This window comes from Paenalkalicoccus suaedae (assembly GCF_006965545.2).
Taxonomy (GTDB): Bacteria; Bacillota; Bacilli; order Bacillales; family Salisediminibacteriaceae; genus Paenalkalicoccus; species Paenalkalicoccus suaedae.
The window spans coordinates 3,825,697-3,839,999 of the sequence record NZ_CP041372.2; the positions used below are offsets into that span (position 1 = coordinate 3,825,697).

The 14,303-nt window shown below is 46.0% G+C and carries 12 protein-coding genes; 3 read left to right on the forward strand and 9 right to left on the reverse strand.

Annotated features, from left to right (window positions below):
• Positions 1-33 precede the first annotated feature (33 nt).
• The 5 genes from FLK61_RS19260 to FLK61_RS19280 all read right to left on the reverse strand — a co-directional run bounded on the left by FLK61_RS19260 (position 34) and on the right by FLK61_RS19280 (position 5,493).
• Complete coding sequence (locus FLK61_RS19260; RefSeq protein WP_176010960.1) at positions 34-858, reverse strand: ABC transporter ATP-binding protein; 825 nt, start codon at positions 856-858, stop codon at positions 34-36.
• A gap of 11 nt (positions 859-869) precedes the next feature.
• A complete protein-coding gene (locus FLK61_RS19265; protein WP_176010961.1) occupies positions 870-1,904 on the reverse strand; it encodes a FecCD family ABC transporter permease in 1,035 nt (344 codons plus the stop codon).
• Positions 1,901-2,905 (reverse strand): FecCD family ABC transporter permease, encoded by a 1,005-nt coding sequence (locus FLK61_RS19270; RefSeq protein WP_176010962.1) that lies wholly within the window; start codon positions 2,903-2,905, stop codon positions 1,901-1,903. The genes FLK61_RS19265 and FLK61_RS19270 overlap by 4 nt, the downstream gene beginning before the upstream one ends.
• A gap of 83 nt (positions 2,906-2,988) precedes the next feature.
• Entirely contained in the window at positions 2,989-4,047 is a 1,059-nt protein-coding gene (locus FLK61_RS19275; protein WP_176010963.1) for an ABC transporter substrate-binding protein, read from the reverse strand.
• A gap of 546 nt (positions 4,048-4,593) precedes the next feature.
• Entirely contained in the window at positions 4,594-5,493 is a 900-nt protein-coding gene (locus FLK61_RS19280) for an iron-hydroxamate ABC transporter substrate-binding protein (RefSeq protein ID WP_249777646.1), read from the reverse strand.
• Positions 5,494-5,650: 157 nt separating this feature from the next.
• On the opposite strand from FLK61_RS19280, the gene FLK61_RS19285 reads away from it, so the two are divergent.
• Positions 5,651-6,430 carry a hypothetical protein gene (locus FLK61_RS19285; protein ID WP_176010964.1) on the forward strand — a complete coding sequence of 260 codons (780 nt, stop codon included), beginning with the start codon at positions 5,651-5,653 and terminating at the stop codon, positions 6,428-6,430.
• Positions 6,431-6,489: 59 nt separating this feature from the next.
• Here FLK61_RS19285 and FLK61_RS19290 read toward each other — a convergent pair whose 3' ends face one another.
• Both FLK61_RS19290 and FLK61_RS19295 read right to left on the reverse strand, forming a co-directional pair.
• On the reverse strand, positions 6,490-7,353 hold the full coding sequence (locus tag FLK61_RS19290) for a DegV family protein (protein ID WP_176010965.1): 864 nt from the start codon (positions 7,351-7,353) through the stop codon (positions 6,490-6,492).
• 28 nt (positions 7,354-7,381) lie between these two features.
• Complete coding sequence (locus FLK61_RS19295) at positions 7,382-8,005, reverse strand: HD domain-containing protein (protein ID WP_430708828.1); 624 nt, start codon at positions 8,003-8,005, stop codon at positions 7,382-7,384.
• Between the two features lie 538 nt (positions 8,006-8,543).
• On the opposite strand from FLK61_RS19295, the gene FLK61_RS19300 reads away from it, so the two are divergent.
• Complete coding sequence (locus tag FLK61_RS19300) at positions 8,544-9,290, forward strand: MerR family transcriptional regulator (RefSeq protein WP_176010966.1); 747 nt, start codon at positions 8,544-8,546, stop codon at positions 9,288-9,290.
• A gap of 242 nt (positions 9,291-9,532) precedes the next feature.
• Here FLK61_RS19300 and FLK61_RS19305 read toward each other — a convergent pair whose 3' ends face one another.
• Both FLK61_RS19305 and FLK61_RS19310 read right to left on the reverse strand, forming a co-directional pair.
• The gene (locus tag FLK61_RS19305; RefSeq protein ID WP_176010967.1) at positions 9,533-11,542 is read right to left on the reverse strand and encodes a methyl-accepting chemotaxis protein; all 2,010 of its coding nucleotides are present in this window, start codon (positions 11,540-11,542) and stop codon (positions 9,533-9,535) included.
• A 253-nt stretch (positions 11,543-11,795) separates the two neighbouring features.
• Positions 11,796-12,773 carry a LacI family DNA-binding transcriptional regulator gene (locus FLK61_RS19310; RefSeq protein WP_176010968.1) on the reverse strand — a complete coding sequence of 326 codons (978 nt, stop codon included), beginning with the start codon at positions 12,771-12,773 and terminating at the stop codon, positions 11,796-11,798.
• 371 nt (positions 12,774-13,144) lie between these two features.
• Here FLK61_RS19310 and rsgA point away from each other — a divergent pair, with 371 nt between their 5' ends.
• Positions 13,145-14,203, forward strand: a complete 1,059-nt coding sequence (gene rsgA / locus FLK61_RS19315; protein WP_430708777.1) for a ribosome small subunit-dependent GTPase A — start codon at positions 13,145-13,147, stop codon at positions 14,201-14,203.
• The last annotated feature ends 100 nt before the right edge of the window (positions 14,204-14,303 follow it).

Below are 14,303 nucleotides of genomic sequence, written 5' to 3' on the forward strand. Positions count from 1 at the left end.
AAATGCCCCTCCGAGATCCAGAGAGGCATTCCTTTACAGCATGTTAGCTAATTCTCGACTCTTTTTACGAATGTCTCGTCCACGTCCTTTTGGAATACAAAGCGGCGTGCCGAAGAATGGATCCTCCGAGATTGCTACCTCCATACCAAAGACGTCTTTAACCAGGGCTTCTGAGATAATATCCTCAGGAGCACCCTGTGCAGCAATTGTATGATTACGAATGGCTACTAGGTGATCTGCGTAGCGACAGGCTAGGTTTAAATCGTGTAATACCATCACAATCGTACGTGACTGCGTGCGATTTAGCTCAAACAAAAAGTCTAACACGTCAACCTGGTGCGCCATATCGAGATATGTCGTCGGTTCGTCTAAGAGTATCACCGGTGTTTCTTGTGCTAAGGTCATGGCAATCCAAGCACGCTGCTTTTGTCCGCCAGAAAGGGCATCTACTGCACGATCACGGAATTCTCCGAGCTGTGTCGCTTTAATCGCATTCTCCACAAGCTCCTCATCCTTTTTGGACCACTGCTTAAACCAGCACTGGTGCGGATAGCGCCCTTGTTTAATAAGCTGATGCACCGTAATCCCCTCAGGAGCGACCGGGCCCTGCGGTAGGATAGAAAGCTTTTTAGCAATCTCTCTCGTCGCCATATGGGAAAGGTGATCGCCATCAAGGACAATTTGACCGGAATGTGGTTTTAATAGACGAGCGAGCGACCGTAATAGCGTTGATTTCCCACTTCCGTTGGCACCAACTAATACGGTAATCTCCCCTTCTGGAATGCTAAAGCTCAAGTCACGAATAATCGTATGTTCCCCATAGCCTAACGTTAGATTCTCTGTTTGTAGTCCTAACATTCTGTCGCCTCCTAGCGGTTTTTAGAGTGAAAGAGCAAATAGATAAAGAACGGTGCGCCAATTGCTGCGGTAAAGACACCTCCAGGGATATCCTGCGGTAAAAATGCGGTGCGAGCAACAAGGTCTGCCAATAGAACGATACTCGCTCCGATAAGGGCTGTAATGACCGCAGTGCCGTAAAACGATCGTCCGACAAAGCGCCTCGCAATATGCGGTGCCATGAGTCCAACGAACTCAATTCCACCTGCAAATGCTGCAGCCGTACCTGCAAAAATTACGCTACACACTAAAAAGATGAGTCGCTGTAGCTCTACTCGAATTCCCATACTGACCGAGACCTCTTCTCCTAATTCGGAAACATTGAGGCCTCTACCTAATAATAGAAGGAACGGGATTGGGATTGCCATCCATACAAGCATGGAGGTGACGTCACTCATCGTTGTCGCGTAGACACTTCCTGTGAGCCAGATGTACGACTTGGTCGTAACAGCGGCTTCACTTGTCACAAGCATAAACGTCACACACGCTTTCATAATTGCAGCTACACCGATTCCAATAAGGACCAGCCTTACTGGGGTCACTCCACCGTTCCACGAGAGTAAGTAGATCAATAGCGCAGCACCAAACCCACCTGCGATCGCTGCTAGAGGGAGAAACTGCATGCTAATAACTCCTGTTGCAAACGTAATACACGTCACTGCTCCAAGCGATGCCCCACTTGTGATCCCAATAATATCAGGAGATGCTAACGGGTTTCGCACAAGGCTTTGAAGAATAAGTCCAGCGACTCCAAGCGCCGCTCCGACAAGTGCCGCAAGAAGGGCACGCGGTAGCCGGAGTGATTCGACGACGAACGTGTGTGTATCGATGCGTCCAGTTAGTTGCTGAAAGACCTCAGAGACAGGGATCCAGTTGCTACCGGCTGAAAGGCTTACTGTAAATAAGATAAGTGCGATTGCTAGCCAAGCTAATGCCGTTACGAGATAGCGTAAGGATAACTCAAAGGAGATGCGGTCTTGAAAGAGTCGAATCGTCCATGATTTCATGTGGACTTCACCCCTTTTCTCGCAAGATATAAGAAGAACGGGCCACCGATGAGCGCTGTCATGACACCGATCGGTACCTCTTGAGGTGCAAGGATCGTTCGTGCCACGATATCTGCAGCAAGAAGGACAGAGGCACCGAGTAGTGCGCTATATGGGATCACCCAGCGATAATCAGGCCCAACGAGCTTTTTAGCCATGTGAGGCACAATGAGTCCAATGAAACCAACAGATCCTACGATTGCAACGGATCCGCCTGCAAGTACGATGATGAGCAGACCCATGATTGCTTTTGTGAGGCCGACGCGCTGACCAAGACTTTTCGCCACATCGTCCCCTGTCGCAAATACTCCCATCGCACGGCTCATAAAAAGACTAATGACGAGCGCTCCGACTAGATACGGCATGACGGAGAGAAGCATATCCATACTCCTACCTGCAACCGAACCCGAGATCCAGAAGAGTACCGTCTGCATCGACTGCTCATCCATGACAAGCATCCCTTGGGTGAAGGAAACAAAGAGGGCAGATAGGGCGACACCAGCGAGAATAACCTTTATCGGCGTTAACCCATCGCGACCGATGCTACCGAGGAAAAAGACGGTTACACCAGCTACTGCTGCACCAAGGAAAGCAAACCACATATAGGAGGATAACGATGTTAGCTCTAAATACGTAATGGCAAACACGATAAAAAAGATCGCTCCGGAGTTGATACCAAGTAAATCTGGTGCTGCGAGCGGATTTCTCGTTAACGCCTGAATGAATACGCCTGCAATAGCAAGATTCATTCCGACTAAGAGTGCGATAACGGATCTTGTTAGCCTCGAGGTTGTAACGATGATGTGCTCGGTGTTGGTTGCGTCATAGTTTAAGAGTGCATCAATCGTTGAGCGAAAGGAGATCGTCGTTTGCCCGATAGAGAGACTAGCTAAGAATAGTCCGCCTGTGAGTATGAGTAAGCCGATAAAAACAAGTCGTTTGACTGATTGTGTATGTATCATGCGTCACGCCTCTTCCTTGCCGTGTTTGTGTTTCTATATTTCATAGCAAAAAGGGGACAGCTTTTGTCCCCTATCAGATTGTGCTATTTTTCGAGTCCCATATACTCGTAAAGATCATCGAGCATAAGATGAGCAGATTTAAGTCCACCAGATAAGTTCCACGTAATATCGTTTACTTGGTATACGTTGTCGTTTTGAACAGCATCTAGGTTTTGATAGAGTGGATGGCTTGTCCAGTTTGTGTGTGTTTCAGCCACAGTTGGCGTGTCCTCCATGAATTCAAAAATAATATCTGCATTCATTTGCGGAATACTTTCCATATCCTGAAGCATCACGATCTCATGGTCTTCCCCTTCTAAGTCACGTGGCTCTTCAAAGCCAAGCTCTTGAAGAATAGATCCTGCATAACCCGTTACATAAATGCGAGCGTGGTCTTCTCGGTAGTTTAAAACAGCTGCACTCATTGGCCAGTTTTCGATTTCATCTGTTTTAGACTGGAAGTCTGCAACGCGCTCATCCCAATCAGCAAGAAGTGCGTCAGCTTGGTCTTCTTGGCCCAGCGCTTCGCCAAGTAGTGTTGTTGTTTCTTTGAAGTCATAGATCATGTCGCTGACAACCGTTGGTGCGATCTCTGCAAGCTGATCGTAGATCTCTTCGTGACGGATGTGTGTGGCAACGATTAGATCTGGTTCAAGCGCTGCTATTTCTTCTAGGTTTGGTTGCGTCTCGTCTCCAACGAACGTTGCATCTGCATACTCCTCGCTGATGTACTCATACATTGGCATCTCCGCCCAAGATTCTACCGCTCCTACAGGTGTCACGTCGAATTCTAAGATCGTGTCAGACGCCCCTTGGTAAAGCGTTACGACGCGCTCTGGCGTGCCTTCGATTGTCGTTGTTCCCATTGCGTGTGTGATTTCGCGAGCCCCAGCTTCGTCGGCTGTGTTTGTTTCGTTTGTTTCGTTTGTTTCTTCCGCGCCGTTGTTTGCTGCGTTATTCTCATTATTAGCAGGCTGTTCTTCCGCTGCGTTGTTTGTGTTTGTTGTACTTTCATTTGCCGAAGCATTGTCCTCTGAGTTACCACATGCTGCTAATGTTGCTGCAGACGCCGCTAATAGTAATAAACTAAGTGATTTTTTCATGTTCATTCTCCTATATCTTCTTATATTTTTTGTATGTAGAAAAATGGTTGGCCACCTATTCTCAGTGAGAATGATTTTCATTCCCATTTATGAGTGTATACAATGAGTAGGAGAATTGCAAGGTTTAATTGAGAATTGTTTTCATTTAGTTGAGGGTGGGGGGGAGCTTATTGTGTTTAGTTATCCGTTTCTCCATGTTGATTTTCCGGTAATCGTGCTCCGTTATCCGTTTGCTAAGTGGGTTCCAATTAAACAAGGACCGTCACGGGATGGTCTTAGACAACCGGCTCTTTATCCACTTATTTTTTACCTATGGTTGTTCCTTTAGCTTCTGTTTTACTCTACTATGAACCCTAATCACTACTATTCACCTATAGCGAGATAGAAAGTTGCAACAGAGCATTCACTTGATGCATACACCCGCCTAGTTGATGCAATGTACACTAGATCAACATTAGATTAGCGTCTTGTTATGTCGTCATGTCCTAAACGACAATTAAAAAAGGAAGCACAGCACATATCGCACTGGCTTCCCCTCTGTTCTCCTTAATGTAAGAAGCCTTCTTCAAACGTTTCTAACAAATGATCAAGTGTAATTGGATCACTGTACGTTGATGCCTCTGTCGCAATCTCAATAACCTGAGCGTTTTGAACTGCCGGGATCGAATTCCATGTTTCTGTCTCGGTAAAGCTGTTATCAACGGAAGATGGTAGGCTTAGGACGATATAGTCGCCGGCTACCTCTGGCAATGTCTCCTGAGAGAAGACATGAATGCCGGATTCTAGCGCTAATTCTTCGACCTTCTCAGGCATAGCAAGGCCCATCGCTTGATACAGGATCTCTGTTCCACGCGCATAGTTGTCTCCAAATACGTACATTTCTTTGTCGCCATTCTCGATTACGGATACCGTCGTGTCCTCCCCGATCTCGGCTTTGATCTGCTCGCCTACTTCTTGCGCACGCGTCTCAAAGTCCTCGCGCCAGTCCATCGCTTCCTGCTCTTTATTCAGTAGCTTGCCGATTTCAACCTGCTGATCTAGGTAGTCTAGCTGGCCCCATGTGTAGACAACTGTAGGAGCAACCTCTTCAAGCATGTCAAGATTTTGCATATGACTTCCAGCGATAATCAGGTCAGGCTCCAGCTCTAAAATCGCTTCAACGTTTGTCTCCGATACTCGCTCAATACCCTCTAGCTTTTCAGAAAATAGGGGATTGTTGCCTGTCCATTCATCAACACCTACGATATTTCCCTCTAACGCAAGCACGTTTGGTGCATTTGTTAACGCGACAATACGCTGTGGATCCGCTGGCACTTCAACCTCGCCAACCTCGGAATCATATGTACGCATCTCAGAGGCTTCGCCGTTATCTCCCGACGCATCCGCTCCACATCCGGCTAACAATAAACCTGCTATAACCACTCCAAATAAACCTGACTTTTTCACGATCTATCCCACCTCTATTATTGATAATGATTATCATTCTCTTTTACAAATGTTAGTATACGCTTAAGTTTTGAGGAGAGCAAGAGGTTTTTTAAATTCGATTTCTCATCTTTACTAATGGGTATAGGAAAGGTAAGAAGATTGGAGGGGAAAAGAGATGAGGATCATCCAGTGGCTTCGTAAAAAGTGGAAACGCCTAGCTGTATTACTGCTAGCAATTTTTCAGCCTGTTTCGGTTATTTTAGTCGAGCGCGGAGGCAATGAGCTTTTTAGTGGAGAAGGCACGGACCCTTTTATCATCCCTGCCGGCTACGCCTTTTCGATTTGGTCTTTAATCGTTTTAGGGACAATCGCCTATGGCATCTATCAGTTACTTCCCCGTACGTACTCAAAAAATATTTATGATGACATCGCTTTACCTGCTATTGCCGTATTTAGTGGGTTTGCCTTATGGATTTGGTCAGCTTCGAACGAATGGTTAGCCGCTACCGTACTTATTTTCATCGCAATGGGTGTCGTGTTGCGAACCATTTCGCTTAAGCTTAAACAGGAGCCTTTATCTAAGCTTGAAAAGGGCATCGTACGCTTTAGTTTTTCCTGCTATTACGGCTGGACGACTGTAGCGATCTTTGCCAACACAGCTTCAGCTCTACATTATTATGGCTTACCAAACGACGGTGTGCTCGGTATTGCTTGGCAAGCACTCATCTTAGTAGGTGCAACGCTCACATCATCGGCCCTTCTGAGAGAAATGCCTAGAAACATCACGTATTTCGCAACTATTATGTGGGCATTCATTGCTATTGTGATAGGAACTGTTCTAGTAGGAACAGAAGCTATCTTATTAACCATGCTGGCGGTTGCCGCTACAGCGTATTTGATTGTTACGTGGAGAGGTCGGCGGAAATACTCTTCTCAAACAAAATTTGCCTATTAAACAAAACAAAAAAGGGTCGCCCTATAATAGGTCGGCCCTTCCCATTTAACTAAAACTCTCTATTTCTCCATGAAAAACATCGAGATTGCGCCTGGGCCTACATGTGTACCTACGGAAACGCCCATTTGCATCACATATATATCACCCTTAAAGTCTGTTTCCTTCAAGATCTTCGCATGAAGGGTCTCTGCTACAAGCTTCTCAGACGTATAGCCAATAATGATAAAGTCCGTCATCTCGGGGTTTTGACGCGCAACAAATTGCTCAACGTAGTGCTTTAACACACGCTTTTGACCGCGCTCCTTTGCGACGATCGCACCTTTCCCATCCTTCATGGACATGACTGGCTTAAGCATCAGCATTTTGCCGATAAAGGCACCTGCATTAGAGATACGTCCGCTTTTAATCAAGTGATTTAAATCATCAACGGATAAATAGTGCTTCACCTTCGTCTTATTTTCCTCCACAAAGGTCACTAGCTCGTCGTACGTTGCTCCGGCAGCTCGCATACGCGCACACTTGATGAGTAACCAGCCGCTCCCGTGACTCATGCACCGTGAATCTGCAATATGAATCTGGACGTCTGACTCAGGGTTGTCTTCCTCAAACTGACGCTTGGCAAGCGCTGCAGACTGATAGGACCCACTCGTGCCACTAGACATGCAGATACACAAAATCTCTTTGCTCCCCTTAGCAATCGCACCCTCAAAAATAGAGATAAATGTCGCGGGACTTGGCATCCCTGTAGTGGGAAACTCCTCTAGCGACCCCATCATCTCGTAAAATTCGTCCGGCTGAATGTCGATGCGATCCTGATACTCCTTGTCCCCAATGTGAATCGACAGTGCCGCCGTTTTAATATCGTGCTCCGCAAGTACCTCGTCTGATAAGTCACACGTTGAATCTGCCATTAATGTAATCATAGTTGTCCTCCTCTAAGATGTATAGCGTTCATCGCTTCGCTCTCTGCTTCAGTGGCTCCGTATCAATACCCGCTGCTGTCAGCTTTTGCTCTGCTTCCTCTTCAATCAACTCTTTAAATAACGTGAGCGTCTCATCAAACTCCACATGCGGCTGCATGCGAAAGCTCATTTCGTGCTCAATCGGTAACCATGTCTCTATATCTGCTTCGTTATGCTGAATCTGCGCCTCCAGCTTATCTAACGCATGACCAACCTTCGCCTCTGTTGTCTCCTTATGCTCAAACTCTAGCCAGAGTGCACGTACTTCCTCTCCTAAAGCCCCACCGAGCATATCCCGAATGCGATCAATCGACGCCATTTCACGCTCGATCTTTTGCTCTTTCGCTGCTGCATCATGCATGGTGTCAAACGCCGGCACATCGCCTGCAAATGCTTCGACCAAATCATGAATGACAATCATCTTTAACAGCTTCGCAACATCTACTTCCTTTTGCACATACGGCGTCAGCAGCACCGCCATAAGCCCCACTCTCCACGTATGCTCTGCCACACTCTCCTGCCGACCATTGGAAAGGAAACTGTGACGTAACTCCTGCTTTAACTTTTCTCCAAGTTTCACCACTTCTAGTACTTTCATCAGATCCTGCTTCATCATTCGACCCCTATTTACACGAAATCTAGTAAACGCTTTATTTATATCTCTATCGTATCTAATACTGGGCTCAATTACTATGGTAAAGCGAGGATTCATGCGACTTTTTTGTGAAAAACACGTATCCTTTTTACTTCCAAATGCTATACTACTTCTAGCAAAGGAGCCTGAAGTCTATGATTAGTTATGTTTTACTAGCTAGTATTCTTTTAATCCCCCTCATTCTTTACCTTTTCTTATCTAGAAAAGTAGCGGCAACTCTCACACCGAGCCGTCTTATTAGCTGGGGGCTCGTTATTAGTATCGTTGTACCATTTCTTCTCTTTGAAGTTACTACAAGGATCTGGTTAGAGTTCTTTCTTCAAAGTATATTTCTTTTTCCCGCTCTGCTTTTGTACGCTTCAACTATTATTGCAGGTATTTCCATGGTACTTACAGGTATCATTTCTCATTTTATAAATCGCTCAAAATAAATACGTTTTCTCTCTTTACTCTAACGTTACGTCATAGCTTACAGTGTTGATATGGAGGTGAGTGAATGGGTCTTCAGGTAAAGGAGCTTGCGAATCTCACAGGCATAAGTGTGCGGACGTTGCATCACTATGATCATATTGGCTTACTCGTGCCGAGTACGACGACAGATGCTGGCTATCGACTGTATGCGGACGCCGATATTGCAAAGCTTCAGCAGATTTTGTTTTTCCGTGCTCTCGATTTTCCGCTGAAGGAAATTAAGCGCATTTTAGCGAGTCCGGATTACTCGACGCTTGAGGCGCTAGACGTGCAGCGTTCGATGCTGATGGAGCGGCGGGCTCAGCTGAACGAGATGATTGAGACGATTGATAAGACGATTAGGTCGAAGAAGGGAGAGTTTGCGATGTCGAATGAGGAGCGATTTAAGGGCATGGCGTTTAAGGATGACACGTACGAGCAGGAGGCCCGCGAGCGTTGGGGCGATGCGCCGATTGAGGAGTCGAAGCGGCGTGTGGAGTCCCTGTCGGACGCTGAGCAACAGGCGCTTGGCGAGGAGTGGGAGCGGATTTATCGCAAGCTTGCTGAAGTGATGCAGACGGAGTCGCCGGAATCTGCGCGTTCGCAGGAGGCGATTGCGGAGTGGTTCCACTATTTGAATGCTAACTTTGGGACGTATTCAAAAGCGGCATTTGCTGGCCTTGGGGAGATGTACGTTGCCGATGAGCGGTTCACGAAGAATATTGATGCATACGGGGATGGATTGGCGGTGTTTATGGCTAAGGCGATGAAGGAGTTTGGTCGACTAAGGTAGGTTGAGTTTGCGCGGAGAGGCGTGGCTGTGCCAAATTGCTGGGGAGTGGTGCTTAAACGGTGGACCGTGGTGCTCAATTCAGGCGGTTTTGTGCCAAAACAAATGCACTTTGTGCAAATTATCCATAAAAATGGACACGATTAAATTCAAAAGGAAACCAACACCCATGTAATCACCCCCACCAACTATCAACACCATAGAAAGAAGCACCCCTGCCGAATTCGGAAGGGGTGCTTCTTTTGTTACACTTTAAATTTACTAATGACGTCCTTTAACTCTGTAGCTAGCTGGCTTAAATATTGCGCAGAGGAGGTTACTTCCTCCATGGCTGCGAGTTGCTCTTCCGATGCTGCGGCTACTTCTTCTGCGTTGGCTGTGGTGCTTTCGGTTACAGCCGAAATATCAGCGAAAGCAGAGGAAACGCGTTCCACCTCATCAGATATTTGCATAGTTGTACTTGCCATGCTTGTAATTTGCGACGCTACTTCGTTCGTTGAGCTGATGATTTCTTGGAAGTGATTTTCTGTCTCGTTTGCGATGACGAGACCTTCCTTTACCTCCGTCATTACACCGTTCATCGCCTGATTCGTTTGGTTCATTTCTCGTTGAATTTCTGCAATGATCTCCGAAATTTGACCGGAGGACTGCTGCGAGCTTTCGGCTAGTTTTCGCACTTCGTCTGCTACTACAGCGAACCCTTTGCCGTGTTCGCCAGCTCTTGCTGCTTCAATCGCTGCGTTTAACGCAAGCAAATTTGTCTGTTCCGCAATCGAAGTAATAACTTCTAAAATGCTCGATATTTCATTAGATCGATCAACCAGCGTTTTCGTAATCACAACAGATGATGTAACGGAGTCGTTGATTTTATTCATCTTAACGACATTATTTCTAACTGATTCGCCGCCTTCTTTTGCCTTGTGAATCGTATTCTCTGCAGCGCCCGAAACCGATGTAGCAGAGGTGACGATAGCCTGAATACGTTCGTTCACATCATCAATAGCTCGGGAGCTATCATTGATACCATTAGATTGCGTTTCAGCCCCACTTGCAACGTGCTGAATGGAGTACGTAACCTGCTCTGTCGATCGGCTCACTTCATCCGAGCTTGCTGACAGCTCCTCTGAGGAGGCCGCAACGCGCTCTGCACTGTCACTAACATGATCCACCATCTCTTTTAAACTATGAGACATAACGTTTATATTCCTCGCAAGTACGCCAATTTCATCCTGTTTATTTATACGTAAATCGTCTCCAGTCAAATCACTAGCAGCAATGCGTTTCACCTGCTCTGTAATCGTACGAATAGGTCGACTCATGTTTCTCGCAATAAAGATCGCAAGGAGGGTAATGACAACGGCTGAGATTGCCATGATCACGATCGTCTCAAGGCGAATTGCATTGACGACAGTGAGAATCGACGCGAGCGGCGTGATCATGTAAATCCCATAGCCGGCGCGCTCGATCGGCGCATAACTCATGAGCGTATCCTCACCATTAATCTCCACTTGCTCCGTGCCAGTCTCGATCTTGCCCTGCTCGAAAATGGTGAGAAGCTCTCCATTTACATTTGCTTCTGTTAAAGAAACGCCGATTAACTCAGGATCAGGATGTGCCTGAATGATATCCTGGTCATCAATAAAAATAAGCGCACTATCTGTTTGAGAGGTTTCGTCTGGCTGTAAATACTGCTCCACCAACTGCTCAAAGTTAACGGAAGCGGACATGACGCCGATAATCGTACCTGTCGCTGATTCGACGGGAGTTGCCACCACCACAATGCGATTCCCTGTCGCGTTTGAGGTTAAGACACTTGAGATCGTGTCCTCGCCGTTAAGTCCGTTTTGGAAATAATCACGGTCAGATAGGTCTAAGACTCCTATCTGGGCCTCGTTTGTATGAGCTGCTACGATACCATCAAGTGCTGTGAACACGACCGTTTCATATGTATCATCTTGGCTTTGAACCACATTCATTAGCTGAAGCTGACTTTCAAGCGTTCCAGATTGAATAGCCTCCGAGCTTGCAACAATTTTGACTTCATCTAAACGTTTTTCTAGCCATTGTTCCATGGAATAGACCGTATTGACTGTCTGTGTTTCCATAAGCTCCTGCTCTTTATCTACAATGGCTTCACTACTGGATTGATAGACCAAAACAGATGTAATAATCATCGGTACTATTCCGACCAATAGGAAATAGAAAATAAGCTGGGAGTGAATAGACTTTTTAAAGATGGATGTTAGTGCGTTCATCAAGACCGTCCCCTTTTTGTCTAGAAAGTATCCAGGATATTGAAATATGTTGGAGGTTATATAGCGGTATTTTATAAGTCTTATATCCTGTGATATTAGCCATCTACGTTCTATGTAGCGAACTATTATGATTAATATACACTCATTATAGCCTATATTTAACGTTTGAGAAGTAAGTATCATGGGTATAATATGTATTTATGACTACATTTTATTAAAATACACAAATAAAAAAAACGACAAGATTCGTACATCATCTTGTCGTTTCGCTTTCTAGCAACGTAATAGGAAGCACTACCTCATATGGTATTTCTTCCTTACCACCTTCAATTTGTTTAATTAGTAGGTCTAACGCCTTTTCTGCAATTAGCTTGATCGGCTGTAAAATGGTGCTGAGCTCTGGAAGCATGAGTTGTTGCGTTTCAGTTCCATCATAGCCTATTAGTTTTACTTGATTAGGTATGTGAATGCCTTTTGTTTTAGCGACGCGAAGTACTTTAGAAGCTATGATATCATCACTTGCAAATATCCCGTCTACTTTAGGGTTTGCATCAAATAGCTGTTGTAGCACGCGTTCCTCTGTCTCTTCGCTCTCCATTTCATAGGTGAGGTGCGGAAGTTCATGTTCCTTCATAACGTCTTCATACGCTTTGCGTCTTAAGTTAGCTGGGGTTTTAAGTGATATTGGTCCGTTAATGTGAATGATGGTAGAGCAACCTCTCTTTATAAGGAGCTCTGTTGCAAGTCTACCACCTTCGTAGTTATCACTAGATACAACCGGAATCGTATCAGAGAAATAGCGGTCTACACCAACCACTGGTAGTCCAGGTATGGAGTAAGCTTCAATTCCTTCATTATGTGCTCCTGCAATAATACCATCCACTTGATGTCTTTGGAGCATCTCTAAATACTCGATTTCTTTATCCTCTCGTCCTTGGCTATTGCACAACAATACTTTGTATCCAAGGCTTGAAGCTAATGTTTCTAAATGGAAAATCAGCTGTCCATAGAAGGGATTGCTTGTGGTAGGAAAAATGACTCCTAAAAGATTCGTTTTTTTTCCAAACAATGATCGTGCTACCTCGTTCGGATAATAGTTTAATTCCTTAATTGCTTCGTCAACTTTTTGTCTCGTTTTTTCTCCAATATAGCCTCGATTATTTAACACACGTGAAACAGTTGTGGGAGAAACTCCAGCGAGCTTTGCCACATCTTCTATTTTAGGCTTCATTCATCAGCCACCCCTTAACAAAAAATACCTCTTTGCCTTTTAGGATAAGCGAAGGGCCTAGGGATAGCAAGGCTAGTTCATTTGTTTTACATTTACTCTGTACAACCTTCTTCCTTCTATGCTACGATGAATATACAAATTACGGAAAGCGAGGGATGTTTTATGCGTGTATATACTACTGCTACAACACCATTAATTGCATATGCGGCACATCCTCGTTCCGAGAGTACGGGTTTTTAAGGATAAATGTAACTCCTGACGAATGAGATGTGCCGACCTACGTTTAGGATCGGACTACTATTATTTCATATGGGATAAGAGGACCGTTTCGTACGGTCTTTTTTTGTACCCAAAAATCAGGAGGAATCACATTGAATATACGAGATTACGGTTGGAATGACACGTTTGCAGCAGCGAAGGAAAGCTTCCAGCATGAAGGCTTCGTGCCTGCGAGAGTGCTGGTTGAACAAAAAAATGCTTACAGGCTTGCTTCTGAATCTGGCGAGCTACATGGGGAACTGTCTGGCAAGCTTCGCTTCGAAGCTCTTAGTAGAATTGATTTACCGGCTGTAGGAGACTGGGTACTGGTCGATGCTCGCCCCGAAGAAGGAAAGGCAACGATCCATGCGGTTTTGCCTCGTTCCTCCTTTTTCTCCCGAAAGAGTGCTGGGACGGTGCCAGAGCAACAGATTATTGCGTCGAATATTGATACGGTGTTTTTAGTGAGTGCGTTGAATCGGGATTTTAATTTACGGCGGATGGAGCGCTATTTGGTGATGGCGTATGAGAGTGGCGCGAATCCGGTGTTTGTGCTGACGAAGGCGGATTTGAGTGAGGATGCGGCGGATAAGAAGCGTCAGGTGGAGGAGATTGCGTTTGGCGTGCCTGTGCATGTTGTGAGCGCGTTTGAGCAGTCCGGTATTGAGGAGCTTGCACCGTATTTGGGTGCTGGTAAGACGGTTGTGCTACTTGGATCGTCGGGTGCTGGTAAGTCGACATTAACGAATGTGTTGCTCGGCGCGGAGGTGCAGGTGGTGAGTCACGTGCGCGAGGATGATGACCGCGGGCGGCATACGACCACGCATCGCGAGCTATTTCCGCTTCCAAGTGGCGCGCTGTTAATTGATACGCCTGGGATGCGTGAGCTCCAGCTTTGGGAGGCGTCCGAGTCGAATGATCATGGCTTCCCGGATATTGAGGCGTTAGCACGGACATGTCGATTTAATGACTGCTCGCATCAGAGCGAGCCCGGCTGTGCGGTGCAGGCGGCGATCGAGGGCGGAGAGCTTGACGAGGCGCGCTTTGCGTCATATCAGAAACTCTTGCGAGAGCTTGCTTTTATGGAGCGTAAAGGCAATAAAGTGTTAGAGAAAGCCGCACGAGATAAGTGGAAGAAGGTTACTCAGCAGCATAAAAAGACGAAGTATTGATAGATGGAAAAGGGCCCGGCGCAGGAGCGCTGGGCCCTTTTGGTTTGGAATTGCTTGGGTTTTGGATTTTGGCAGCAATATGTTGGGCAACTTTTTATGG